The 26,393-nt window shown below is 55.1% G+C and carries 23 protein-coding genes; 14 read left to right on the top strand and 9 right to left on the bottom strand.

Translation table 11 applies throughout. From position 1 onward, the window contains the following. Positions 1-92: 92 nt before the first annotated feature. The gene (gene icd, locus AC6I8C_RS07485; protein WP_033782681.1) at positions 93-1,343 is read right to left on the bottom strand and encodes an NADP-dependent isocitrate dehydrogenase; all 1,251 of its coding nucleotides are present in this window, start codon (positions 1,341-1,343) and stop codon (positions 93-95) included. A gap of 104 nt (positions 1,344-1,447) precedes the next feature. Here icd and rluE point away from each other — a divergent pair, with 104 nt between their 5' ends. The 8 genes from rluE to AC6I8C_RS07445 all read left to right on the top strand — a co-directional run bounded on the left by rluE (position 1,448) and on the right by AC6I8C_RS07445 (position 9,300). After that, on the top strand, positions 1,448-2,110 hold the full coding sequence (gene rluE, locus AC6I8C_RS07480; protein WP_497822055.1) for a 23S rRNA pseudouridine(2457) synthase RluE: 663 nt from the start codon (positions 1,448-1,450) through the stop codon (positions 2,108-2,110). Positions 2,111-2,154: 44 nt separating this feature from the next. Then, the gene (locus AC6I8C_RS07475) at positions 2,155-2,628 is read left to right on the top strand and encodes an NUDIX domain-containing protein (protein ID WP_497822054.1); all 474 of its coding nucleotides are present in this window, start codon (positions 2,155-2,157) and stop codon (positions 2,626-2,628) included. A gap of 42 nt (positions 2,629-2,670) precedes the next feature. Then, on the top strand, positions 2,671-3,783 hold the full coding sequence (gene mnmA / locus AC6I8C_RS07470) for a tRNA 2-thiouridine(34) synthase MnmA (RefSeq protein WP_013357493.1): 1,113 nt from the start codon (positions 2,671-2,673) through the stop codon (positions 3,781-3,783). A 42-nt stretch (positions 3,784-3,825) separates the two neighbouring features. Continuing rightward, positions 3,826-4,467, top strand: a complete 642-nt coding sequence (gene hflD, locus AC6I8C_RS07465) for a high frequency lysogenization protein HflD (protein WP_033732295.1) — start codon at positions 3,826-3,828, stop codon at positions 4,465-4,467. A gap of 44 nt (positions 4,468-4,511) precedes the next feature. Beyond that, positions 4,512-5,882, top strand: coding sequence for an adenylosuccinate lyase (gene purB, locus AC6I8C_RS07460; protein WP_497822053.1), 1,371 nt, complete (start codon positions 4,512-4,514; stop codon positions 5,880-5,882). Between the two features lie 104 nt (positions 5,883-5,986). Beyond that, positions 5,987-6,655 carry a two-component system response regulator PhoP gene (phoP, locus tag AC6I8C_RS07455; protein ID WP_003849836.1) on the top strand — a complete coding sequence of 223 codons (669 nt, stop codon included), beginning with the start codon at positions 5,987-5,989 and terminating at the stop codon, positions 6,653-6,655. A gap of 2 nt (positions 6,656-6,657) precedes the next feature. Next, positions 6,658-8,118: a two-component system sensor histidine kinase PhoQ gene (gene phoQ / locus AC6I8C_RS07450; protein ID WP_013357490.1), complete on the top strand. Its 1,461-nt coding sequence runs from the start codon at positions 6,658-6,660 to the stop codon at positions 8,116-8,118. A gap of 57 nt (positions 8,119-8,175) precedes the next feature. Continuing rightward, positions 8,176-9,300: a ribosomal protein uL16 3-hydroxylase gene (locus AC6I8C_RS07445; protein WP_497822052.1), complete on the top strand. Its 1,125-nt coding sequence runs from the start codon at positions 8,176-8,178 to the stop codon at positions 9,298-9,300. A 73-nt stretch (positions 9,301-9,373) separates the two neighbouring features. Here AC6I8C_RS07445 and pepT read toward each other — a convergent pair whose 3' ends face one another. Next, on the bottom strand, positions 9,374-10,603 hold the full coding sequence (pepT, locus tag AC6I8C_RS07440; protein ID WP_497822051.1) for a peptidase T: 1,230 nt from the start codon (positions 10,601-10,603) through the stop codon (positions 9,374-9,376). A 313-nt stretch (positions 10,604-10,916) separates the two neighbouring features. On the opposite strand from pepT, the gene potA reads away from it, so the two are divergent. The 4 genes from potA to potD are packed head-to-tail and all read left to right on the top strand — an operon-like array spanning position 10,917 to position 14,701. Then, on the top strand, positions 10,917-12,032 hold the full coding sequence (gene potA / locus AC6I8C_RS07435; RefSeq protein ID WP_041456759.1) for a spermidine/putrescine ABC transporter ATP-binding protein PotA: 1,116 nt from the start codon (positions 10,917-10,919) through the stop codon (positions 12,030-12,032). Beyond that, positions 12,025-12,876: a spermidine/putrescine ABC transporter permease PotB gene (gene potB, locus AC6I8C_RS07430; RefSeq protein WP_497823317.1), complete on the top strand. Its 852-nt coding sequence runs from the start codon at positions 12,025-12,027 to the stop codon at positions 12,874-12,876. The genes potA and potB overlap by 8 nt, the downstream gene beginning before the upstream one ends. Further along, positions 12,873-13,646, top strand: a complete 774-nt coding sequence (gene potC, locus AC6I8C_RS07425) for a spermidine/putrescine ABC transporter permease PotC (RefSeq protein WP_013357485.1) — start codon at positions 12,873-12,875, stop codon at positions 13,644-13,646. Before potB ends, potC begins: the two co-directional genes overlap by 4 nt. An 11-nt stretch (positions 13,647-13,657) precedes the next feature. Further along, complete coding sequence (gene potD, locus AC6I8C_RS07420) at positions 13,658-14,701, top strand: spermidine/putrescine ABC transporter substrate-binding protein PotD (RefSeq protein WP_497822050.1); 1,044 nt, start codon at positions 13,658-13,660, stop codon at positions 14,699-14,701. A 33-nt stretch (positions 14,702-14,734) separates the two neighbouring features. Here the strand turns inward: potD and cobB are convergent, their stop codons facing one another. From cobB to lolC, 4 genes are all read right to left on the bottom strand, one after another. After that, positions 14,735-15,568, bottom strand: coding sequence for a Sir2 family NAD+-dependent deacetylase (cobB, locus tag AC6I8C_RS07415; protein WP_497822049.1), 834 nt, complete (start codon positions 15,566-15,568; stop codon positions 14,735-14,737). Positions 15,569-15,714: 146 nt separating this feature from the next. Then, positions 15,715-16,959, bottom strand: a complete 1,245-nt coding sequence (lolE, locus tag AC6I8C_RS07410; protein ID WP_497822048.1) for a lipoprotein-releasing ABC transporter permease subunit LolE — start codon at positions 16,957-16,959, stop codon at positions 15,715-15,717. Continuing rightward, a complete protein-coding gene (lolD, locus tag AC6I8C_RS07405) occupies positions 16,959-17,663 on the bottom strand; it encodes a lipoprotein-releasing ABC transporter ATP-binding protein LolD (RefSeq protein ID WP_497822047.1) in 705 nt (234 codons plus the stop codon). The genes lolE and lolD overlap by 1 nt, the downstream gene beginning before the upstream one ends. Beyond that, positions 17,656-18,855 carry a lipoprotein-releasing ABC transporter permease subunit LolC gene (gene lolC / locus AC6I8C_RS07400; RefSeq protein ID WP_150009675.1) on the bottom strand — a complete coding sequence of 400 codons (1,200 nt, stop codon included), beginning with the start codon at positions 18,853-18,855 and terminating at the stop codon, positions 17,656-17,658. The genes lolD and lolC overlap by 8 nt, the downstream gene beginning before the upstream one ends. 247 nt (positions 18,856-19,102) lie before the next feature. Between lolC and AC6I8C_RS07395 the strand changes: the two genes are divergently transcribed. Together AC6I8C_RS07395 and mfd are read left to right on the top strand one after the other, a co-directional pair. Further along, the gene (locus AC6I8C_RS07395; RefSeq protein WP_013357479.1) at positions 19,103-19,312 is read left to right on the top strand and encodes a hypothetical protein; all 210 of its coding nucleotides are present in this window, start codon (positions 19,103-19,105) and stop codon (positions 19,310-19,312) included. Positions 19,313-19,539: 227 nt separating this feature from the next. Beyond that, entirely contained in the window at positions 19,540-22,983 is a 3,444-nt protein-coding gene (gene mfd, locus AC6I8C_RS07390) for a transcription-repair coupling factor (protein ID WP_497822046.1), read from the top strand. Positions 22,984-23,116: 133 nt separating this feature from the next. On the opposite strand, the gene AC6I8C_RS07385 is transcribed toward mfd, so the two are convergent. The 3 genes from AC6I8C_RS07385 to AC6I8C_RS07375 form a co-directional block, all read right to left on the bottom strand. Then, positions 23,117-23,659: a glycine zipper 2TM domain-containing protein gene (locus tag AC6I8C_RS07385; protein WP_033732285.1), complete on the bottom strand. Its 543-nt coding sequence runs from the start codon at positions 23,657-23,659 to the stop codon at positions 23,117-23,119. A 407-nt stretch (positions 23,660-24,066) separates the two neighbouring features. Beyond that, positions 24,067-24,606, bottom strand: a complete 540-nt coding sequence (locus AC6I8C_RS07380; RefSeq protein WP_497822045.1) for a hypothetical protein — start codon at positions 24,604-24,606, stop codon at positions 24,067-24,069. A gap of 286 nt (positions 24,607-24,892) precedes the next feature. Next, complete coding sequence (locus AC6I8C_RS07375) at positions 24,893-25,456, bottom strand: Ail/Lom family outer membrane beta-barrel protein (protein WP_497822044.1); 564 nt, start codon at positions 25,454-25,456, stop codon at positions 24,893-24,895. Positions 25,457-26,393: the final 937 nt, after the last annotated feature.

The raw sequence follows: 26,393 nt of genomic DNA, 5'->3' as shown, positions 1-26,393 counted from the left end.
GTTTTGGGGAAGAGTTTTGAGGAAAGAAGGCGTGAAATAAAAAGCCAACACGATTTTTACATTCGTGTTGGCTATATATTACGTAATGCGGATTACATATTTTCGATGATCGCGTCACCAAACTCTGAACATTTCAGCAGCTTAGCGCCATCCATCAGGCGTTCGAAATCGTAAGTCACGGTCTTGTTAGCGATAGCGCCTTCAACACCTTTAACAATCAGGTCAGCCGCTTCGAACCACTCCATGTGACGCAGCATCATTTCTGCGGACAGAATCACTGAACCTGGGTTCACTTTATCCTGACCGGCATACTTAGGCGCAGTACCGTGGGTTGCTTCGAACAGTGCACATTCATCACCGATGTTAGCGCCTGGTGCGATACCGATACCGCCAACCTGCGCCGCCAGGGCGTCAGAGATGTAGTCACCGTTCAGGTTCATACAGGCAATAACGTCATATTCTGCCGGACGCAGCAGGATCTGTTGCAGGAACGCATCAGCAATCACATCTTTAACGATGATCTCTTTACCGGTGTTCGGGTTTTTGAACTTCATCCACGGGCCGCCGTCGATCAGTTCGCCGCCGAACTCGTCTTTCACTAACTGGTATCCCCAGTCTTTGAAAGAGCCTTCGGTGAACTTCATGATGTTGCCTTTGTGAACCAGGGTCAGTGAATCACGATCGTTGGTGATGGTGTATTCCACTGCCGCGCGCACCAGACGTTTGGTGCCCGCTTCTGAACATGGCTTAACGCCGATACCGCACTGCTCAGGGAAGCGAATTTTCTTCACGCCCATCTCTTCGCGCAGGAACTTGATCACTTTGTCCGCTTCGGCAGAGCCCGCTTTCCACTCGATACCCGCATAGATATCTTCGGAGTTTTCACGGAAGATCACCATGTCGGTCTCTTCAGGGCGTTTAACCGGGCTTGGCGTGCCTTTATAGTAACGTACCGGACGCAGGCAGACGTAGAGGTCAAGCTCCTGACGCAGTGCTACGTTCAGTGAACGAATACCGCCGCCGACCGGGGTGGTCAGTGGGCCTTTGATAGCCACGCGATATTCTTTGATTAAGTCGAGCGTTTCCTGTGGCAGCCAGACGTCCTGACCGTAGAGTTCAACTGACTTCTCACCCGTGTAAATCTCCATCCAGGAGATCTTACGCTCGCCGTTGTAGGCTTTCTTCACCGCCGCGTCGACGACTTTCAGCATCACCGGGGAAACATCAACACCGATACCGTCACCCTCAATGTAAGGAATGACCGGATTGTTTGGCACTGTAAGCTTGCCCTGATTCAGGGTGATTTTCTGACCTTCCGCCGGAACTACTACTTTGCTTTCCATTAACCTCTCCTGGGCGTTTGTTAATGATTTGTAAGATGCGCGTCAATACTACTTGAATATTTCCGTCACGCCAATCACCGCAATTTCACGTTATAATGCGCCGAATGTTTCTGACTGCAAAGCCCATGCGAAAAACAACTCAACGAATTCACCAGGATAAACGATTCAGCCGCCCGACGCGTGATGCGCGACGTGCGCCTGCCCGCCCAGCTCCTCCACGACGTGTGATTCTGTTTAACAAACCGTTCGACGTTTTGCCTCAATTCACTGATGAAGCGGGCCGCCGCACCCTGAAAGATTTTGTCAGCGTCGCAGACGTTTATGCCGCGGGCCGCCTTGACCGCGACAGCGAAGGCCTGATGGTACTGACCAACGACGGTGCCCTGCAGGCCGCGCTGACGCAGCCCGGCAAACGTACCGGCAAGGTCTATTATGTGCAGGTGGAAGGCGAGCCACAGGAGGCGGCTCTTCAGCCTCTGCGGGATGGGGTTAATCTGAAAGATGGTATGACGCTGCCCGCTGGCGTGGAAAAAGTGGCTGAGCCTCAGTGGCTTTGGCCGCGTCAGCCGCCGATCCGTGAACGTAAAAACATCCCGACGCAGTGGCTGAAAATCACACTGTATGAAGGCCGTAATCGTCAGGTGCGCCGGATGACTGCGCATATCGGCTTTCCCACCTTACGATTAATTCGCTACGCCATGGGAAGCTATTCGCTTGACGCTCTGGCGCCGGGTACGTGGCGTGAAATCAGCGAGAGCCCCACCTGAAAATCGATTTTTTATAACCTCAGGTTAACAATTGCGGAGAAGTAATGTTTAAACCTCATGTTACTGTCGCCTGTCTGGTTGAGGCCGAAGGTGAATTGCTGGTGGTGGAAGAGACGATCAACGGTCGTGCCACCTGGAACCAGCCTGCCGGACATCTTGAAGCGGATGAAACGCTGCTGGAAGCTGCCGAACGCGAACTCTATGAAGAGACCGGCATTGCGGCGTCAATGCACTATTTCATCGGGATTAACCAGTGGATCGCGCCCGACAGTACGCCTTTTGTGCGTTTTCTGTTTGGTGTGGATCTGGCGGAAAAAGCGCCAACCCAGCCGCAGGACAGCGACATCGATTGCTGCTGGTGGCTGCCGCCAGCGCAGATTCTCACTGCATCTAACCTGCGTTCACCCCTGGTCGCGGAAAGCGTACGCCTCTGGCAACAGGGCACGCGCTACCCGCTACATCTGGTCAGCCCGTTCCAGTGGCCGTTTCACGAGGGTGCGCGCCTGCCTTCTGCATGATAGAATGCGCCGCCTGTTTTTTTATCGTAATGCGAGCGTGTCATGTCTGACAACAGCCAGAAAAAAGTGATCGTCGGTATGTCCGGCGGTGTCGATTCTTCCGTTTCCGCCTGGTTACTGCAGCAGCAGGGTTACCAGGTTGAAGGCCTGTTCATGAAGAACTGGGAGGAGGACGATGGCGAGGAGTATTGTACCGCCGCGGACGATCTGGCGGATGCACAGGCTGTGTGCGACAAGCTCGGTATGAAGCTGCATAAAGTTAACTTTGCTGCGGAATACTGGGATAACGTCTTTGAGCATTTCCTCGAAGAGTACAAAGCGGGCCGCACACCTAACCCCGACATTCTCTGCAACAAAGAGATCAAATTCAAAGCGTTCCTGGAGTTCGCAGCGGAAGACCTGGGCGCAGATTTCATCGCTACCGGTCACTACGTGCGCCGCAAGGACGTCGATGGTCAGAGCCAGCTGTTACGCGGTCTGGATGGCAACAAAGACCAGAGCTACTTCCTCTATACCCTGAGTCACGAGCAGATTGCACAGAGTCTGTTCCCGGTCGGCGAGCTGGAAAAACCGGAAGTGCGCCGCATTGCGGAACAGCTGGACCTGATCACCGCAAAGAAAAAAGATTCGACCGGCATCTGCTTTATCGGCGAGCGCAAATTCCGCGACTTCCTGGCGCGCTATCTTCCGGCTCAGCCTGGCGAGATAGAAACTACCGAAGGCCAGATCGTCGGTGAACATCAGGGGCTGATGTACCATACACTGGGACAGCGTAAAGGTCTGGGTATCGGCGGGCTGAAAGAGAGCAAAGATGATCCCTGGTATGTGGTCGACAAAGACGTGGCGCGTAACCGTCTGATTGTCGCCCAGGGTGGCGATCATCCGCGTCTGATGTCCGTTGGCCTGATTGCGCAGCAGTTGCACTGGGTTGATCGTCAGCCGATTACCGCCCCACTACGCTGCACCGTGAAAACCCGCTATCGTCAGACCGACATTCCCTGTGAGATTATTCCGCAGGGCGACGATCGGATTGAGGTGCGCTTTGACGAGCCGGTGGCTGCGGTCACGCCAGGCCAGTCTGCAGTCTTTTACCTTGGCGATGTCTGCCTCGGTGGCGGTATTATCGAACAGCGCCTGCCGTTAGTGGCGGAATAAACGGGCCCAGCCCGCGTTGATGACGCGTAAACAGGAGTAACCGTGGCGAAAAATTATCAGGAAATCACGCTGGCGCTGGCGGGCATCTGTCAGTCCGCCCATCTGGTGCAGCAGCTGGCTCAGCAGGGTCACTGCCAGCCCGAAGCGCTGACCGTGTCGCTGCGCAGCGTGCTGGACCTCAATCCTGGCTCCACGCTGGCGGTGTTTGGCAACAATGAAGCCAACCTGCGCCTCGGACTTGAAACCCTGATGGCGGTGCTGAACAGCAGCAGTCGTCAGGGTGCAGGCGCTGAACTGACGCGGTACACCCTGAGCATGATGGTGCTGGAGCGCAAGCTCAGCGCCAGTAAATCCGCCATGGCGACGCTGGCACAGCGCATTACGCAGCTGGATCGCCAGCTGGCACATTATGAACTGGAGTCAGACACCATCCTCAGCGCGATGGCGGGCATCTATGTGGATGTGATCAGCCCGCTTGGACCGCGTATCCAGGTTACCGGTTCGCCTGCGGTGCTGCAGAATACGCAGGTGCAGAGTAAAGTGCGTGCCACTCTGTTAGCCGGTATCCGCGCGGCCGTATTGTGGCAGCAGGTCGGTGGTGGCCGACTGCAACTGATGTTCTCGCGTCAGCGTTTGCTGCGTGAAGCGAAAACCCTCTTATCCCGGCTGCCACTGACTTACTAAGTCGGTGCAGCAAAACACTGCTAAATGATTCAGGAGTTGCACTGATGGAATTATCCTCTCTGACCGCCGTCTCACCTGTCGATGGTCGTTACGGCGATAAAGTCAGCCCGCTGCGTGCGATTTTCAGCGAGTTCGGTTTGCTGAAATTCCGCGTTGAGGTTGAAGTTCGCTGGTTACAAAAACTGGCCGCGACCGCAGAGATCAAGGAAGTTCCTGCATTTGATGCCGACGCAAACGCTTTCCTTGATGCAATTGTCGCCAATTTTTCAGAAGACGATGCCGCCCGCATTAAAACGATTGAACGCACCACCAACCACGATGTGAAAGCGGTTGAGTATTTCCTGAAAGAGAAAGTGGCCGATCTCCCTGCCCTGCACGCCGTCTCTGAATTTATCCACTTCGCCTGCACCTCTGAAGATATCAACAACCTGTCGCACGCCCTGATGCTGGAAACGGCCCGCCGTGACGTGATCCTGCCTTACTGGGACCAGCTGATCAGCGCCGTGAAAGGTCTTGCCAGCGAATACCGTGACATTCCGCTGCTCTCACGCACCCACGGCCAGCCGGCGACGCCATCGACCATGGGTAAAGAGATGGCCAATGTCGCCTACCGTCTGGAGCGCCAGTTACGTCAGCTGAAGCAGATTGAAGTGCTGGGTAAAATCAATGGCGCAGTCGGTAACTACAATGCCCACATTGCCGCCTATCCCGAAGTGGACTGGCATGTACTGAGCGAGAACTTCGTCACCTCGCTGGGGATCACCTGGAACCCGTACACCACGCAGATCGAGCCGCACGATTACATCGCTGAGATGTTCGACTGTATCGCCCGTTTTAACACCATCCTGATCGATTTCGATCGCGATATCTGGGGTTATGTGGCGCTGAACCATTTCAAACAGAAAACCATCGCGGGTGAAATCGGCTCCTCAACCATGCCGCATAAAGTGAACCCGATCGACTTCGAAAACTCCGAAGGCAATCTGGGCCTGGCGAACGCCGTGATGCAGCATCTGGCCAGCAAACTGCCAGTCTCACGCTGGCAGCGTGACCTGACCGACTCCACCGTGCTGCGTAATCTCGGCGTGGGCGTGGGCTATGCGCTGATCGCCTATCAGGCGACGCTGAAAGGTGTCTCCAAGCTGGAAGTGAACCGCGATCGTCTGCTGGACGAGCTGGATCATAACTGGGAAGTGCTGGCAGAGCCGATTCAGACGGTGATGCGTCGTTACGGCATTGAGAAGCCGTATGAGAAGCTGAAAGAGCTGACGCGCGGCAAACGCGTAGACGCTGCCGGCATGCAGGCCTTTATCGACAGCCTGGCGCTGCCGGAAGAGGAAAAAGTGCGTCTGAAGCAGATGACGCCTGCAAACTATATTGGCCGCGCTATCCAGATGGTTGACGATCTGAAATAATGCCCGCCGCAGACCGGCTCAGTCCGGTCTGCGTTAACATCTTGTTTAATACATTTCGCGTATACTTTCTGCAGGTTGACTCAAACAGAGTGTAAGGAATTTCTATGCGTGTTCTGGTTGTTGAAGACAATGCCCTGCTGCGCCATCATCTCGCCGTCCAGTTACGTGACATGGGCCATCAGGTCGATGCCGCCGAAGACGCCAAAGAAGCTGACTATTTTCTCCGCGAACATCTGCCCGATATCGCGCTGGTGGATCTCGGCCTGCCGGATGAAGATGGCATGTCGCTGATTCGCCGCTGGCGCAGTGATGCCGTGCGTCAGCCGATTCTGGTGCTGACCGCCCGTGAGGGCTGGCAGGCGAAAGTCGAAGCGCTGGAAGCCGGTGCGGATGACTACGTCACCAAACCGTTTCATATTGAAGAGGTCGCGGCACGCCTGCAGGCGCTGATGCGCCGCAACAGCGGTCATGCGTCGCAAATCATCGATATGGCTCCGTTTCAGGTTGATCTCTCACGCCGTGAGCTGACGGTGAATGAAGAACCTGTGAAGCTCACCGCCTTTGAGTACACCATTGTCGAGACGTTGATCCGTAACGCGGGCAAAGTGGTGAGCAAAGACTCGCTGATGCTGCAGCTCTATCCTGACGCTGAACTGCGCGAAAGCCACACCATCGACGTTCTGATGGGCCGTCTGCGCAAAAAGATTCTGGCGTTGCATCCTACTGATGTCATTGCCACCGTGCGTGGCCAGGGTTACCGCTTTGATCTCTGACCATGTCCTGGTTTAATCGTTACCGCCCTATTTCGCTGCGCGCCCGCTTTCTGCTGGCCTCCGCAGCGATAGTTCTGTTCCTCTCTCTTTCTTACGGCATGGTCGCAGTGATTGGCTATGTGGTGAGTTTCGATAAAAATACCTACCGGGTGATGCGCGGCGAGAGCAATCTGTTCTTTACGCTGGCGCAATGGCATGACAACAAGCTCACCATCGCGCAGCCGGAACGCATGACGCTGAACTTTCCGACGCTGGTCTTCATCTACGATGAGCACGGCAAGCTGCTGTGGCAGCAACGCGACGTGCCGGATATTCGCAAAAAGATCCGCCGCGAATGGCTGCTGAAGCCCGACTTCTACGAGATCGATACCAGCAACCGCACCAGCATGGTCGCGATGGGCAATAATCTCAATGCGAAGCAACGGCTTAATGACTGGGACACCGACAGTAACGACACCTTTACCCACTCGGTGGCCGTTAACCGTTACGATGCCACGACGAATCTGCCCGCGCTCACCATCGTTGTGGTTGACTCTATTCCGCAGGAGTTGCAGCACTCTGATGTGGTCTGGTCGTGGTTCAGCTATGTACTGGCGGCTAACCTGATACTGATTATTCCGCTGCTGTGGCTGGCGGCGCACTGGAGTCTGCGGCCAATTGGTGCGCTGACACAGCAGGTGCGCGAACTGGAGACAAGTCAGCGTGAGAATCTGGCGGATAATCCGCCGCAGGAGCTGCGCAGTCTGGTGCGCAACCTCAATCTGCTGCTGACCAATGAACGGCAGCGTTACACCCGCTATCGCACCACCCTTTCGGATCTGACCCACAGCCTGAAAACGCCGCTGGCCGTGTTGCAGAGCACCCTGCGATCGCTGCGCAATGGTAAAGAGCTGACGGTGGAACAGGCTGAGCCGGTAATGCTGGAGCAGATAAGCCGCATCTCACAGCAGGTGGGATACTATCTGCATCGCGCCAGTATGCAGGCCGATCACAATCCGCTGCAGCGCGATCTCCATTCCGTTTCTGGTCTGCTCGACAGTCTCTGCTCGGCACTGAATAAAGTTTATCAGCGCAAAGGCGTGGCGATAACGCTGGATATCTCACCGGAGCTGACCTTTGTGGGCGACCAGAATGACTTTATGGAAGTGCTGGGTAACGTACTCGATAACGCCTGCAAGTACTGCCTGGAATTTATCGAAGTCAGTGCTTATCAGAGCGAAAAGGCGCTGCATCTCTATATCGACGACGATGGCCCGGGTATTCCTGAGAGCAAGCGCGATTTAGTGTTTGTGCGGGGGCAGCGCGCCGATACGCTGCGTCCGGGCCAGGGATTAGGTCTGGCGGTGGTGCGCGATATTCTGGAACAGTATGAGGGTAACGTCATCGCCACCAGCAGTGCGCTTGGCGGAACACGTATGGAAGTGGTTTTTCAGCGCCAGGAAGTTGAACATCGTCGCGAGTAGAAAACCGTCCGGGCTGTTATACTAGCTGGCATTTACAGCCCTAAGCGGAACCCTTGTATGGACTATCAGCTCGATATTAACTGGCCCGATTTTATTCAGCGCTACTGGCAGAAACGCCCGGTCATGCTGAAGCGTGGTTTTAAAAACTTCGTTGATCCTCTTTCACCGGATGAACTGGCCGGACTGGCAATGGAAAACGAGGTGGACAGCCGCCTGGTCAGCCATCAGGACGGCAAATGGCAGGTCAGCCACGGCCCGTTTGAGAGCTATGATCACTTGGGAGAGAACAACTGGTCGCTGCTGGTCCAGGCGGTCAATCACTGGCATGAACCCTCTGCCGCGCTGATGCGCCCTTTCCGCTTCCTGCCTGACTGGCGTGTCGATGACCTGATGGTGTCGTTTGCCGTGCCTGGCGGCGGCGTCGGTCCCCATTTTGATCAGTATGATGTCTTCATTATTCAGGGTACGGGCCGCCGTCGCTGGCGCGTCGGTGAAAAAGTGGCGCTGAAGCAGCACTGTCCCCATCCGGACCTGCTGCAGGTTGAACCGTTCGATGCCATCATCGATGAAGAGCTGGAGCCGGGCGATATTCTCTACATTCCGCCAGGATTCCCGCATGAAGGCTACTCGCTGGAAAACGCCCTGAACTACTCCGTTGGTTTCCGCGCCCCCAGCGGTCGTGAGTTAATCAGCGGCTTTGCCGACTACGCCCTGGCTAATGAGCTGGGCAGCCTGCGCTTCAGCGATCCGGATGTGCCTGCACGCGATTGCCCGTCACAGATCCTGCCGCAGGAGATTGAAGGCGTGCGCCAGCTGATGCTGGATGTGGTCAATCAGCCGGAGCAGTTTGAGCAGTGGTTCGGCGAATTCATTTCGCAGTCACGCCACGAACTCGACGTTGCGCCGCCGGAACCGCCTTATCAGCCTGATGAAATTTATGATGCGCTGCAACAGGGCGATGCCCTGAGCCGGCTGGGGGGCCTGCGTGTCCTGACGATTGGCAGCGCGGTTTATATCAATGGTGAGCGGGTTGAGTGTTCACGCCCCGATGTGATGGCGGTTCTGGCGAATCACTATCGCATCACGCTCGATGACCTGGGTGATGCACTGGATGATCCGGCCGTGCTGGCGCAGATCGCCGGTCTGGTGAATGCTGGTTACTGGTACTTCGGCGAGGAATAACCCGCAGCGCGGAACCGTGCGCTGCGGCCGAAACAGGCTCTCTGGCTTTTACTGGCAGAGAGCCTTTTTTTATTTAATCCTTCTTCTGTGCTGCCAGTTCTGACAGACGCACAATCACTTCCACTGACTTCGCCATAATATTCAGCGACGCGAACTCATGCTTGCCGTGATAGTTATAGCCTCCGGTAAAGATGTTCGGGCAAGGTAATCCTTTCCACGACAGCGATGACCCATCGGTGCCGCCGCGAATCGGTTTCACCACCGGTTCAATGCCGCAGTCACGCATCGCCTGCAAAGCCAGATCAATGATATGCGGGAACGGCTCGACCTTTTCACGCATGTTGCGATAGCTGTTGGTGATCTCAACAGTGACCGAGCAGTCAGGGTGCAGGGTTTTGTTGATCTCCGCAGCGATCTGCAGCAGCGTCTGTTTACGCTGTTCGAAACTCTCGGTTTCAAAGTCACGAATGATATAGAGCATCTCGGCGTGCTCGACGCTGCCCTTGATCTGATGCAGATGGTAGAAGCCCTGATAGCCGTCGGTGTACTGCGGTTTTTCGCCGGCCGGTACGGCCGCATGAAACTGGTTAGCCAGCTCCAGCGCATTGACCATCACGCCTTTGGCGGAGCCTGGATGCACGTTGTTACCGACGATTTTGACCGTAGCCGAGGCGGCATTGAAGTTCTCATACTCAAACTCACCCAAATCGCTGCCATCAATGGTGTAGGCCCAGTCGGCGGCAAACGCCTCCACATCAAAGTGAGAGGTGCCGCGGCCGATCTCTTCATCGGGCGTGAAGGCGACGCGGATCGCGCCGTGTGGCGTATCGCTGCTAGTCAGCTGCGCCATCGCCGTCATGATTTCGGCGATACCCGCTTTATCATCCGCGCCCAGCAGGGTTTTGCCATCGGTAGTAATTAGCGTATGCCCAATCAGCTTGTGCAGCACCGGGAACATCACCGGTGACAGAACCTCATTGCCATTACCCAGCGCAATGTCGCCACCGCGATAATCTTCGATGATCTGCGGATTCACATGTTTCGCTGTGAAATCAGGCGACGTATCCATGTGGGAGATGAAACCGATAACTGGCGTCGGCCAGTCAACATTGGCGGGCAGTGTGCCCATGACGCAACAGTGATCGCTCAGGGTGACATCAACAAAACCCAGGGCCAGCAGCTCCTCCTGCAGCTGACGCGCCAGCGTCCACTGCCCTTCACTGCTGGGCACCTGGCGCGCCTGCGGCTTAGCCTGTGTCTCAACTGCCACATAACTTAAAAAGCGCTCAAGTAACTGTTCCATATCCCATCCTTTAAAAGTGCCGTCCGGTATTATTCACAGACCCGCCGGTCACAACGTTGCGTAAAATCATTCGCAGACAGGTTAGCGCTGTCAGTGACCTTTGTGAAAGTAATAAGCCCGAAAAAAACGCCTGATTACGTGATTGTTGCGGCAAACCTCGCAATGTTGTTAACAGCCGGTCAAATTGCCGCGGCCAGGCGGGCAAAACATGGCAATGCCTTATTTTTCAGGTATCATCCGCCCCTCTTTGCTGGCTGGCTGCGCTGAGCGGCTATGCTCTAACCTGTTCGACCTTAGACAGACTGAGACTAAAATGACGCAAACACGCGCACAGCAGGCGCTGGTTACGCTTTCTGGCATCAGTAAAGCTTTTGATGGTAAGACCATCATTGATGATTTTAACCTGACCATCCATCACGGTGAGTTCATCACCCTGCTCGGCCCGTCGGGCTGTGGCAAAACCACTATTCTGCGCCTGATTGCCGGGCTGGAAGCGGCAGATCGCGGCCGTATTTCGCTCGATGATCAGGACATTACTGATACGCCGGCCGAACACCGTCACGTCAATACCGTGTTTCAAAGCTATGCGCTGTTCCCGCATATGACGGTATTTGAAAACGTCGCCTTTGGCCTGCGGATGCAGAAAACCCCGGCTGCTGAGATAACGACCAGAGTCAATGACGCGCTGGCAATGGTGCAGCTGGAAAGCTTTGCCGATCGTCGCCCGCATCAGCTTTCCGGCGGCCAGCAACAGCGTGTGGCGATTGCCCGCGCGGTAGTCAATCGTCCTGAAGTGCTGCTGCTGGACGAATCCCTCTCGGCGCTGGACTATAAGCTGCGCCGCCAGATGCAGAACGAGCTGAAAGCCCTGCAGCGTAAGCTCGGCATCACCTTTGTCTTTGTCACCCACGATCAGGAAGAGGCGCTGACCATGTCCGATCGCATCGTGGTCATGCGCGACGGCAAGGTCGTGCAGGACGGTACGCCACGCGAAATCTACGAAGAGCCCGAAAACCTGTTTGTTGCCCGCTTTATCGGCGAAATTAATGTCTTTGATGCTGAAGTGCTCGCTAGCGATCGCGCGCCAGACGTGCGTGCCCGGGTCGAGGGACGCGAGTGCGAGATCCACTGTACGTTCCCGGTCAGCGTGGGGGACCGGCTTCATGTGCTGCTGCGTCCGGAAGATCTGCGGGTGCAGGAGATCCATGGTGACAGCGCATCAGATGGCCTGATTGGCTATGTGCGCGAACGTAACTACAAAGGCATGACGCTGGAGTCTGCGGTAGAGCTGGAGAACGGTAAGCTGGTTACGGTCAGCGAGTTCTTTAATGAAGATGACCCGGACGTTGATCACTCGCTTAATCAGAAGATGGCCGTGAGCTGGGTGCCGGGATGGGAGGTGGTACTGCCCTATGAAGCGGATGCGTAATGGTTTTCAGAAGGGGGTCATCGCCCTGATTGTCGGCTGGCTGACGCTGTTCGTCTTTGTGCCCAACCTGATGATTTTTGTCACCAGTTTTCTGACGCGCGATGATGCACATTTCGTCAGCGCGGTGTTGACCTTCAGTAATTACACCCGGCTGCTCGACCCGCTCTATGCGCAGGTGCTGCTGCACTCGCTGAACATGGCGCTGATTGCCACGATCGGCTGTCTGCTGCTCGGCTATCCCTTTGCATGGTGTCTGACAAAACTCACACCGCGCATGCGTCCGCTGATGCTGTTTCTGTTGATTGTGCCTTTCTGGACCAACTCGCTGATCCGTATTTACGGCCTGAAAATTTTCCTCAGCACCCGTGGCTGGCTGAATGATTTCCTGCTGTCGCTGGGGCTGATCGATAAGCCGTTTCGCATCATGTATACCCCGGAAGCGGTGATCCTCGGGCTGATCTACATTCTGCTGCCGTTTATGGTGCTGCCGCTCTACTCCAGCCTGGAGAAGCTTGATAAACCGCTGCTGGAAGCGGCGCGGGACCTCGGTGCCGGTAAGCTGCAGACCTTTTTCCGTATCATTCTGCCGCTGACCATGCCGGGCATTATTGCGGGCTGTCTGCTGGTGTTGATCCCGGCGATGGGGCTGTTCTACGTCGCCGACCTGATGGGCGGCGCAAAGAATCTGCTGATTGGCAACGTCATCAAAAGTCAGTTCCTCAACATCCGCGACTGGCCGTTTGGCGCGGCCACCAGCATTGTGATGACGCTGTTGATGGGATTGCTGTTGCTGATTTACTGGCGCGCGGCGCGACTGCTGAATAACCGGGTGGATTTAGGATGATGGCACGCCTGTTACGCGGCAGTTTTATGGCGATTATTTACGCCTGGTTCTATATACCAATTGTTATTCTGATCGTGAATTCGTTTAACGCCTCCCGCTTTGGCATTAACTGGCAAGGTTTCACGACCCGCTGGTACAGCCTGCTGCTGAACAATGATAGTCTGATTCAGGCGGCACAGCACTCGCTGATCATGGGCGTGCTCTCAGCCAGCTGTGCCACACTGATTGGCGCACTCACCGCTGTCGCACTCTTTCGCTACCGTTTTCGCGGCAAGCCCTTTGTCAGTGGCATGCTGTTTGTGGTGATGATGTCGCCGGACATTGTAATGGCTATCTCCCTGCTGGTGCTGTTTATGCTGCTGGGCATTTCGCTGGGCTTCTGGTCACTGCTCTTTTCCCACATTACATTTTGCCTGCCGTTTGTGGTGATTACCGTCTACTCACGCCTGAAAGGCTTTGATGTGCGCATGCTGGAGGCAGCCAAAGATCTGGGGGCCAGCGAAACCACCATTCTGCGCAAAATCATTCTGCCGCTGGCGATGCCAGCCGTCGCCGCCGGATGGTTACTGAGCTTTACCCTGTCGATGGATGATGTAGTGGTCTCTTCCTTTGTCACCGGTCCGACGTTTGAGATTTTACCGCTGAAGATCTACTCGATGGTAAAAGTTGGCGTCTCACCGGAAGTGAATGCGCTGGCCACTATTTTAATGCTGCTGTCACTGCTGCTGGTCGCGGCCAGTCAGTGGCTGCTGCGTGACAGAAATAAATAAGAGGATTGAGGATGAAAAAGAGATCTTACTGGCTGGCGGCAGGTGCATTGTTGCTGGGTATGAACGTGGCGCAGGCAGACAACAGTAATACCCTCTATTTTTACAACTGGACCGAATATGTGCCGCCGGGGCTGCTGGAGCAGTTCACGAAAGAGACTGGCATTAAAGTGATCTATTCGACCTATGAATCCAATGAGAGCATGTACGCCAAACTGAAAACCTGGAAAGATGGCGCTTACGATCTGGTCGTACCGTCAACCTACTTCGTGGCAAAAATGCGTAACGAAGGGATGCTGCAGAAGATCGACAAAAGCCAGCTCAGCAACTTCAGCAACCTCGATCCCGACCTGCTGAATAAACCCTTCGATCCTGACAATAACTATTCGATTCCCTATATCTGGGGCGCGACGGCAATCGGTGTCAATACCGATGAGATCGACGTGAAAAGCGTGAACCGCTGGGCCGATCTGTGGAAGCCGGAATATAAGCAAAGCCTGCTGCTGACCGACGACGCGCGCGAAGTGTTCCAGATGGCGCTGCGCAAACTGGGATACTCCGGCAATACCCGCGATCCTGAGCAGATCAAAGCGGCATATCTTGAACTGAAAAAGCTGATGCCCAATGTGCTGGCCTTCAACTCTGATAATCCCGGTAATCCCTATATGGAAGGCGAAGTGAATCTGGGCATGCTCTGGAATGGCTCAGCGTATGTCGCACGTCAGGCGGGCACGCCGTTAGCGATCGTCTGGCCTGAAGAGGGCGGCATTTTCTGGATGGATAACCTCGCCATCCCGGCTAACGCGAAGAACAAGGCGGGCGCGCTGAAGCTGATTAACTTCCTGCTGCGTCCTGACGTCGCGGCGAAAGTGGCGGAAACTATCGGCTATCCTACACCGAACCTCGCGGCAAAGGCGTTGCTGCCACCCGCCGTGGCGAACGATCCGTCACTCTATCCGCCTGCTGACGTAATTAAGCATGGTGAATGGCAGGATGATGTGGGCGACGCCAGCCTTCAGTACGAAACCCTGTTCCAGCAGCTTAAAGCGGGCCGCTAGCGGAGTTAAAGAGGCGGCTATCAGCCGCCTCACCTACTTATACAGTCCGCGCAGCAGGGTATGAACAAACTCCGGCACCACTTCGCTCGCCAGTCCGTAATGCCGTTCGGCAAACTCGTTACCCACCTGGCTCGGCTCCAGGTTCAGCTCGACGGTGTGCGCGCCCTGCAGTCTGGCCTCATGCACAAAGCCCGCGGCCGGATAAACATGGCCTGACGTGCCGATCGCGATAAAGTAATCGGCCTGTTCCAGCGCCTGATAAATCTGCTCCATCCCCAGCGGCATCTCGCCAAACCAGACCACGTGCGGCCGCAGCACAGAGGGGAACTGGCAGCAGGTGCAGCGATCATCAGGGGTGATATCGCCGGTCCACTCAATCACCTGACCGCTGGTGACACAGCGCACTTTTAACAGTTCACCGTGCATATGCAGCACCCGGCTGTTTCCGGCACGCTCATGCAGGTTGTCGATGTTTTGCGTGACCAGCAGGAAATTATCGCCTAACACCTGCTCCAGCTCCGCCAGCGCCAGATGGGCGGCATTAGGCTGGATGTCGGCATCCTGCAGCTGCTGGCGGCGCGCATTGTAGAAACGCTGCACCAGCGCGGGATCGCGCTGAAAGCCTTCGGGCGTGGCAACGTCTTCAACGTGGTGCTCTTCCCACAGGCCATCAGCCGCGCGGAAGGTCCGGATGCCGGACTCCGCGGAAATACCTGCGCCGGTCAGCACCACAACATGCGGCTGGGGATGGGCGGCCAGTTCGGCCTGACGATCGCGCTCAAAAATGCGCTGGCGAAAGCGCTGATGCACTTTTCTCCGGGTTTTCTTCAGGCGGGCAAGTCGTATGCGGCGACGTGGTGTACGCATAAAATCTCCTGGCGTAGCAGCTGCGGCGAGCTGCTCTGAACAGATTCCGGGTTAACATCACCCGATAGTAACGGTTGCTGAGGGCATGACCCAACAGCAAAGGTCTTAAACAGATGCGGCGCGAAATCACTCGCGCCGCATTTTTATCACTGCCCGCTTAATACCCGAGCCGGGTCAATGCGGCTGGCGCGTCTGGCGGGATACCAGCTCGCCAGCAGGCTCAGCAGAATGGCGGTAATCAGTACTGAGAACACGTCAATCCAGTGCAGTTCCGAGGGCAGGAAATCAATAAAGTAGATATCTCCTGCCAGCAGATGATGACCGGTGATTGACTCCAGCCCGCGCACCAGTGAGGTCAGATTCAGCGCCACCAGCACGCCAGCCACCACGCCGCTGACGCTGCCCAGCAGGCCCGCCAGCAAACCGTACCAGATAAAAATGGCGCGGATCAGCCGGTCTTTCGCGCCGAGGGTACGGAGTACCGCGATATCGCTGCTCTTGTCCTTCACCGCCATCACCAGCGTGGAGACGATGTTAAAGCAGGCGACACCAATCACCAGCACCATCGCCAGATACATGATGGCGCGGATCATCTGAATGTCGCGGTACATATAGCCGTAGGTGCCAATCCAGCTCTTAATATAGACATAGGAGCGGGTCGCTTCACCGGCATCGCGCACCAGTTTCACAGCCTGGAACGGGTCGGTCATCTTCAGCGCGATACCGGACACGCTGTCGCCCATTTCCAGATAGTGCTGCGCATCGGCCAGCGGCACCAGTGCCAGACTGTGATCGAGCATGCCGCTGAGTTGCAGGATACCGCTGACCTGCAACCGAATGCGTTTTGGCTGAAGCAGTTTGTTATCACCATCGTTATTCGGGATCATGATGGTGATCCAGTCGCCCTGCTTCACCTTCAGCGATTCAGCAATGCCGCCGCCCAGAATGATCTGCTGCTTACCGGCGGCAAAAGAGGACCAGGCGTTACCGGCGACAAACTGTGGCAGTGCGCTGAGGCGCGGCTCCTGGGCAGGATCAACGCCCTTCACCTGCAGCGCTTCCAGCCGGGCACCGCTCTCAATCAGGCCGGTGAAGTTGACATAGGGGGCCGCCGCCGCAATGCCGGGCACCTTTTCAATCGGCGCAATCATCGACTGCCAGTGCTGGAACGGCTGATTAACCGCCTCGATTTCACCGTGCGGCACCACTGCAAGAATGCGGTTATTCAGCTCACGCTCAAAACCGTTCATGGCGCAGAGACCGATAATCAGCACCGCCACGCCCAGCGCAATCCCGATGGTGGAGATCACCGAAATCAGCGAGACCATGCCGCCACGACGGCGACCACGGCTAAAGCGCAAGCCCAGCAACAGGGATAACGACGAACCCATTACACCGCTCCTGCCAGCGTAAGCTGATCGCTTAACTGACCATCACGCATTTCCATCTGACGCGTCATGCGTTTTGCCAGCATCAGATCGTGCGTCACCACCAGAAAGGCGGTGCCCTGACGGACGTTCAGCTCGCCCAGCAGTTCAAAAATGGCGTCGGCGTTGCGCGCATCCAGGTTACCGGTTGGCTCATCCGCCATCACCAGCCGTGGACGGTTGACCAGCGCACGGGCGATCGCCACGCGCTGACGCTCGCCGCCGGACAGTTCAGACGGCCGGTGCGCGGCACGGTGGTCCAGCCCGACGGCGGCCAGCATCTCGCGGGCGCGTTCCTGCGCTTCCGCTTTCGCGATTTTGCCAATCAGCAGCGGCATCGCCACGTTCTCCAGCGCGCTGAAGTCTGGCAGCAGATGGTGGAACTGATAGATGAAGCCCAGCTCGCGGTTACGCAGCTCGGCTTTGGCCGACGAGGACATGGCGTTCAGCGACTGACCATCAAACACCACATCGCCCGACGTCGGCGCATCCAGACCACCGAGCAGATGCAGCAGCGTACTTTTACCGGAACCGGAGCTGCCGACAATCGCCGTCAGTTCACCGGGCTGGAGGCTGAAAGCCACATTGCGCAGCACATCGGTCTGCACGCTGCCTTCCTGATAGCGTTTGCACAGGTCGCGGCACTGCAACAAAGGAGTGTTACTCATAACGTAAAGCCTCAGCAGGTTGAACGGCGGCAGCGCGCCACGAAGGATAGAGCGTAGACAACAGCGCCACAATCATCGCGCTGAGGGCGATGGTGACCACCTGCCACACATTGATATCAACCGGCAACGCGGCACCATCGAGGAACAGGCCAATCACCGGCATTAAGTTATTAAGCTGGCTGGCCAGCAGCACACCGAGCAGGGTGCCGAGCAGCGTGCCGATAATCCCGGCGCTGGCACCCTGCACCATAAACACCGCCACGATTTGCCGGCGCGTCAGGCCCTGGGTTTGCAGGATCGCCACTTCGCCCTGCTTCTCCATGATCAGCAGGCCTAATGAGGTGATGATGTTAAAGGCGGCCACGGCGATAATCAGGCTCAGCAGCAGACCCATCATATTCTTCTCCATGCGCACCGCCTGGAAGAGATCGCCTTTGCGCTCACGCCAGTCTTTCCAGACCAGACCCGCAGGCAGCGTCTGCTGACTCAGGCTGTCAACCGATAGCGGTTTGTCCAGCCAGAGTCGCCAGCCGGTAATGTTCCCGGCCGGATAGCGCATCACGCGCGACGCATCCTGAAGATTAACCAGAATCTGATAACCATCGACTTCGCTGTTGGCGGCATAGGTGCCCGCCACGGTAAACAGACGCTGGCTCGGCACGCGTCCCATCGGGGTAAACTGGCTGACCGACGGCACCATCAGACGCAGCTGATCGCCACGTTTAACGCCAAGCTGTGACGCCAGCTGCTCACCGAGGATCACATTGTACTGCCCGGCCTGCAGCACGCTCTGCTGGGTGTTCACCAGGAACGGCGTCAGCGGATCTTTTTCATCCGGCTCAATGCCCAGCATCACGCCAACCGAGACGCTGTGCGGGCTTTGCAGCACCACACTGGCGGTGGTCAGCGGCGCGATGCGGCTGACACCCTGCAGATTCAGCGAGTCAGCGGGTTGCTGTTGGGGGTTGAGACTGCCTTTGTCGCTGGTGATCAGCGCCTGAGGCATCAGGCCAAGAATATTGCCTTCGAGTTCACGCTCAAAACCGTTCATCACCGATAAAACAGTGACCATCGCCAGCACGCCGAGCGTAATGCCAATCGTTGAGAGCCAGGAGACAAAGCGACCGAAGCGATCCGATGCTCGTCCGCGCATGTAACGCAGACCGATAAATAGCGCGACAGGTTGATACATGGAATCCAGTAAGCCGTTGCCTGAAAATAGGTAGTGGGATGATAAAGGAGCGGCTCGCTTTATGAAACCTCTAACCCTCTGAGTCGGCAGCAAAGTTGCGTCAGGATACGTCACATTCACGACCAAAGCCGCGGAATAGCCGATAAAGCCATCGCTTATTGGCTGATTATCCAGCGCCCTGGCGCGTAGACTACACTCTGTAACAGGATAAGAGGTAATTTATCGCACAGCGATAGAGGTAGCGACCATGTTGAAATTTCCCAAAGGCAGTATCGTTAAACATCAATCCGGGGAAATCAGAGGCGAAATTATCAACGTCTTTGAGCAGGGAAGCGCACCAGCCGGCTACTACGTCAAGTGGGATGACGGCAACCTCAGCTATCATCCTGAGCAGGAGTTATCCTGGGCAAATATCGACCGCCCACGCATGTATTACACACAGCAATCCATAAAATAGAATGCCCGTTTAACCCCGTCGCTGCAGAGCGACGGCGGTTTTTTCTGATCCCTCGCCAGACTCGTCTATCCTCTCTCTATCCGCTGTATTACCGCCGACGCCCGGTAATGGCTGACCGATCTCCGGGTTCAGCGCGGCGCGGCAGGAAAATTGTGCCGCACAGGTGATCCCCCTGACATAATATGGAATGATTACGTCCTGGAAAAATGGAGCAACCCCGAGATCCCATGCCCGAACAGACTCGTTATACCCTGCCCGTTAAATCCGGCGACCACCGCCAGCTCGGCCAGCTCATCGGCGCTGCGCATGCGGTAGAGTGTGCCAGCATTACCGAACGTCATGCTGGCCCGGTATTAATGATTACCCCCGATACCCAAACCGCCCTGCGTCTGCTGGATGAAATCCGCCAGTTTACCGATCTGCCGGTGGTCCACCTCGCCGACTGGGAGACGCTGCCGTATGACAGCTTCTCGCCGCATCAGGATATTATCTCTGCGCGACTGTCGACCCTCTACCAGCTGCCGGTGATGCAGCGCGGTATGCTGATCATGCCGGTCAATACCCTGATGCAGCGTGTCTGTCCGCACAGTTTCCTGCACGGTCATGCGCTGGTAATGAAGCAGGGACAAAAGCTGTCACGCGACCGGCTGCGCGATCAGCTTGAGCAGGCGGGTTATCGTCATGTCGATCAGGTGATGGAGCACGGCGAATACGCCACGCGCGGCGCCCTGCTCGACCTGTTTCCGATGGGCAGCGATCAGCCCTATCGCATCGACTTTTTCGATGATGAGATCGACAGCCTGCGTCTGTTTGACGTCGATAATCAGCGCACGCTGGAAGCGGTGGCAGAAATTAACCTGCTGCCTGCGCATGAATTTCCCAGCGACAAAGCCGCCATTGAGCTGTTCCGCAGCCGCTGGCGCGAAATTTTTGATGTGCGCCGCGAGTCGGAGCACATCTATCAGCAGGTCAGCAAAGGCACGTTGCCTGCGGGCATCGAATACTGGCAGCCGCTGTTCTTTGAGCAGCCGTTACCCAGCCTGTTCAGCTATTTGCCTGACAACACCCTGATTGTGAACTGCGGCGACCTCGAAGGCAGCGCCACCCGCTTCTGGCAGGATGCTGAGGCGCGCTATGAGAACCGCCGGGTGGACCCGATGCGTCCGCTGCTGGAGCCGGTCACCCTGTGGCTGCGTCCCGATGCGTTAATGGGTGAACTGAAAGCCTGGCCCCGCATCCAGATGACCAATGAGGTGCTGCCTGCCAAAGCTGCCAACACCAATCTCGGTTATACCCCGCTGCCAGACCTCAGCGTTCAGGCGCAGGCGAAAGCGCCGCTCGATCATCTGCGGCAGTTTATTGAGACCTTCAGCGGCGCCGTGGTCTTCTCGGTAGAGAGTGAAGGCCGCCGCGAGAGCCTGCAGGAGCTGCTGGCACGGATTAAACTGCGTCCTCAGCCAGTGCATCGTTTTGATGAAACCGTCGACGATCGTTTCACGCTGATGATCGGTGCCAGCGAGCGCGGTTTTATCGATACCCAGGGTAACCGGGCGCTGATTTGCGAAAGCGATCTGCTGGGCGAACGCGTCAGCCGTCGCCGTCAGGATACCCGTCGCACCATCAACCCCGACATTCTGATCCGTAACCTGGCAGAGTTGCATCCCGGTCAGCCCGTCGTACATCTTGAGCACGGCGTGGGCCGCTATATCGGTCTGACTACGCTGGAGGCAGGCGGCATTGAGGCGGAATACCTGATGCTCTCCTACGCCAATGACGCCAAACTCTATGTGCCGGTTTCATCGCTGCACCTGATTAGCCGCTATGCGGGCGGGGCTGACGATAACGCGCCGCTGCACAAGCTGGGCAGTGACGCCTGGTCACGCGCACGCCAGAAAGCGGCGGAGAAAGTTCGTGATGTGGCAGCTGAACTGCTGGATATCTATGCTCAGCGCGCCGCCAAAACCGGTTTTGCCTTTAAGCATGACCGTGAGCAGTATCAGCTGTTCTGCGAAAGCTTCCCGTTTGAGACCACACCCGATCAGGCACAGGCGATTAATGCCGTGCTGAGCGATATGTGTCAGCCGCTGGCGATGGATCGACTGGTGTGCGGCGACGTGGGCTTCGGTAAAACCGAAGTGGCGATGCGCGCGGCGTTTCTGGCCATCGAGAACCATAAACAGGTGGCCGTACTGGTGCCGACCACCCTGCTGGCGCAGCAGCATTATGACAACTTCCGCGATCGCTTCGCCAACTGGCCGGTCCGCATTGAGATGCTTTCCCGCTTCCGTACCGCCAGAGAGCAGGCGCAGGTGCTGGAACAGGCCAGCGAGGGTAAGATCGACATTTTGATCGGCACCCACAAACTATTGATGAGTGACCTCAAGTGGCACGATCTCGGCCTGCTGATTGTCGATGAAGAGCACCGGTTTGGGGTGCGTCACAAAGAGCGCATCAAGGCGATGCGTGCTGATGTGGACATCCTGACCCTCACCGCCACGCCGATCCCGCGCACCCTGAATATGGCCATGAGTGGCATGCGCGATCTTTCCATTATCGCTACCCCGCCTGCCCGCCGTTTAGCGGTGAAAACCTTTGTCCGTGAATATGACGACGTGGTGATCCGCGAAGCGATTTTGCGTGAAGTTCTGCGTGGCGGACAGGTCTACTACCTCTACAATGACGTTGAAAATATAGAGAAAGCGGCGCAGCGTCTCAGCGATCTGGTGCCGGAAGCGCGGGTGGCGATTGGCCATGGACAGATGCGTGAGCGTGAGCTGGAGCGGGTGATGAACGATTTCCATCATCAGCGTTTCAACGTGCTGGTTTGTACCACTATCATCGAAACCGGGATCGATATTCCAACCGCTAACACCATCATCATTGAGCGGGCCGATCACTTTGGCCTGGCGCAGTTGCATCAGCTGCGTGGTCGCGTCGGTCGTTCGCATCATCAGGCGTATGCCTGGCTGCTGACGCCGCATCCGAAGTCAATGACCGCGGACGCGCACAAACGGCTGGAGGCGATCGCCTCACTGGAAGATCTGGGCGCCGGTTTTGCGCTGGCAACCCATGACCTGGAGATTCGCGGGGCTGGCGAACTGCTGGGTGATGAGCAGAGCGGACAGATGGAGACGCTGGGCTTCACGCTCTATATGGAGCTGCTGGAGAATGCTGTTGATGCGCTGAAAGCGGGTCGCGAGCCGTCACTGGAAGATCTCACCAGCAACCAGACAGAGGTGGAACTTCGCATGCCAGCGCTGCTCCCTGAGACCTTTATTCCGGATGTCAGCACCCGTCTTTCACTTTATAAGCGCATCGCCAGCGCGGAGGCTGAAGAGGAGTTGCAGGAGCTGAAGGTCGAGATGATCGACCGCTTCGGCCTGCTGCCTGACCCTGCGCGTAACCTGCTGGACGTGGCGATTATTCGCCTGAAAGCTCGCGCGGTCGGTCTGCGTAAGATTGAAGCCAGCGACAAAGGCGGCTATTTCGACTTTGCGCCGCAGAACAAGGTCGATCCGGCATGGCTGATTAGTCTGCTGCAGAAAGAGCCGCAGCAGTGGAAACTGGATGGGCCAACACGCCTGCGATTTACTCGCGAGCTGTCGGAAAGAAAAATCCGTATGGATTGGGTGCAGGGCTTCGTTTCACAACTGGCTGAGCATCAGGCGTAACGCCCCTGCCCGCGCTTTGCTGAGCTAATCGGTAAAGTGCGGGAAAATGGCGATAAAAAAGGCGCATCCTTAAGATGCGCCTTTTTCATTACGTCGTGCTGTGTGGCCGCGAGTGCGGCAAAGCTTTGCCCAATTACGCCTGGTCACCGTTAAGAATCAGCTGACCATTGCGATCCAGTGGAATACGCGTGCCGGGGTCATTTTCCATACGGATTTTACCCTGCTGATCGCCTATTTTATAGGTCACGTCATATCCCAGTTTTTTCTCTTGTTTGTCATACACTGTTTTACAGCGCTGTTCGGTTGTCGTGTAGGTATCACGATCCTGCAGTCCGCCCTGGACCTGATTACCCGCATAACCACCTGCCAATGCACCTGCTACCGTCGCAACATCCTTACCGCGACCGCCACCGAACTGGTGACCCAGCACTCCACCTGCCACTGCACCTAATACAGAGCCAGCAAGACGGTTTTCATCCTGTACGGCCCGACGGTGAGTCAGTGTGACATTACGGCACTCCTGACGTGGCTGTCTGATGCTCTCTTTGATTGGCGTTGCAGCCAGTACCTGAGCGTATTGAGGACCGCGATCAAACACATTCATGCCTGCTACGGCGGCAACACCCAGCGCTGCTGCCACACCAATACCGATACCCGCTAACATTGATTTATTCACAGGAAGTTCCTCCTGAAAAGTGTTACCGCGCAATCCTGCTGTTAAAGCATCCTCAGTAATTGAGGTATAACCGGCGTGCGCGACGCGCCGTGTTTGTTGAGATGAAGTTTTACAGATGGACCGAAAATGCAACATCAGATAAATGGAGGAAATTGGTCACTTTGCTATCAGGGCCAGTTTTTAGGAGAGTTCTGAGGTGCAGAGAATTGTTACTGGTATCGATTTAAGCCAGAAATTTAACTATTCAAATCAATGTGATAAACCTTTGCACAGCGTTATAAAGACGCTGACTGCCTATTCTGATAACGGCATTTCCATCGCTACCTGTAAGCAGGCGACTGACTATGCCGTAAACGTGAAAATTCATTCCTGAAGCAACCAGGCTTCAGGAATGAAGAAAGAGGAAACTAATCAAAAATACTCTCTGACGGGCATTCCTTCACGTCGCTCCAGCCCACTACGGCGCCGTCTGGAGTGAGATTTTTGATGGACACGCTATCGCCTGAATATTCAGAGCCTCTGACCACGATATCATAGTCATGGTTAGCCTGAGGAATAAATTCAGCAGTGGCAGATTTTTGAGTGTTCTGATAGTACCCAGTCTCAGTCCAGTAGTGGATGACCCGAATCATTTGTCCCGGCTTCAGGGTGAACTCATTGATGAAAGCACCATTATTATCAGACGAGGCTGGCATACCTATTCGTTTATTCCCTGTGACAGGGATACCCAGAATGGCAAAGCCAGAAGTAATACGGCGTTCCAGTACTTTTTTATAGCAACCTGAACCCTGCTTTTCAAAGAACTGAAGAGCCGTATTGCCCTCTGAAGCGACGCGAATCCGGGCCGCATCCTGTCTTTTGTAATCATCCAGAGAAGGTCTGAAACCTGCGGTGCAACCACTCAATAATAGTGCTATCAATCCAGAGATGATGATTTTTGCCGCCATTGTTTATTGTCCTTAATTTAACTGAATTAAAAAATGGGATTATTTTAATGATGTCGGAGCCGGGTGCCTGTTGCGTTGCACAGTCTTTATGGGGCGATGCAACTATTAAACAAAATGGCTGGCCAAATCATTGTGCAAAGACTTTATTAATCCTGCGGGAAGAATAAAATAAGGTATCTATATCTGACAACTAACCAAGACCTTAGATTCATTAAATACTACCCTTCACAGGCCGCAAAAAAACAACCCTGACCAGATGATCAGGGTTGCAGATTTTAGCTTTAAATCAGAAACGGTAGCCGATACCAATGTTGAAACCATTGATAGCAACATCTTCGTTATATTTCACGCGAGTACCTTCATAGCCAACACTCACAGAGAGGTTGCTGACTGGATTCACGACAATACCTGCGCCATAGGCAAAAGAGGATTTATTTTCGCTATAATTTTCGGAATACGCTCCGAGATAAGTCACGTTCTCATCCACTTTGGTATGGGCAACACCGATCAATCCATAGAAGCTGACATAGTCATTGATGCGATATGCCGGACCAGCCATCAGTGAGTAATATTTCACTTTAGTTTTACCGTCATACCCGCTGACATCGCCATAAAAATCTTCGCGCTCAGAAAAATTTTGATCGCCTTTCAGATAGCTGAACGAACCAATAACGCTGAGAGGAGAGTCCCACTCATAGCGATACTGAACATTGACGCCACGGATATTTTTAAAGTCTTCAACCTTGCTTTGTGCATATCCAACCGAGACGGTGTGATTATCAGCCAGCGCATTGCTGCCCACGAGAAGACCGCCACACAGTAATGCCAGCATCGTCACTTTAGAGGTCATGTAGTTAATTCCTTTTCATAATTTAACATTATTTCCCTGCGCTTAACGCAGGACTTCGTTCCCTGAATCACCCATACCCGACGGACTGGTTATTGTTTTATCAATCCGCCTGTACCGGCCAGGAATTTCCTGTAGCGCTCCGCGCCTTATGCTCAGACAGGGTCGGAGTGGATCTGTTTATACCCGGATGTTTTAAAACAGGCTGACCTGTGGAAATCTGGGATTTAAATCCCACTCGTTCACAATGGCATTTCGTCCATTTAATTTGAGTTAAGTCAGGAATTTCACCACCTGAATAACTAATGTACTTTATTTATTAATCCATTTTCAGGGCATTATTAGACCAAAAATAATCAGAGGTATCAAGACCGCATCGTCACAAAAAAAATCACCGAAAATATTATCGCTAATACATCCAGAAAACCACACGGTTTTATACCGTCTATTAACACGGATTCTCAATCTGACCGCAAGGTTCCCCTTTATTCAGACTCTGAGTTACAGATCTATTTAAATTGACCTGTATGGAAAAAAGCAATTGGCGAGTTACACCTGCACTTATTCAAAAATGCTGACCTGAAACTGACTGCCAATGCTTATGCTCCCACCAGTGTGCTCTGTTGTGCAGTGCACATATTTCGCAATGTTGCCGGAGTTCTGCAATCTGATGCCGGAACGATTTTTATTTACTGTAGCTATGGAGGCTGTCAATGCTCCCTTCTGCCGGATGTGCTCATCCGCAGTCATGTTACAGCTGCGTCACGTCGCAGCCTTTATTACCGACTTTAGTGGAGGCAAGGCGTAATCAGTAAGACAGAATGAAGGCTGATTAATTCGGAATCATAGTATGACATTCCGCCGGGAACAGATATTCCGTAAGGCGATATAAAGAAGGGATAAGCAAAATGCAGACCGGAAAAAAAGAATCCGTTTTCAG

The organism is Pantoea sp. X-Soil-YNGN-844 (genome assembly GCF_059730595.1).
This window is presented reverse-complemented; position numbering and strand designations above follow the sequence as displayed.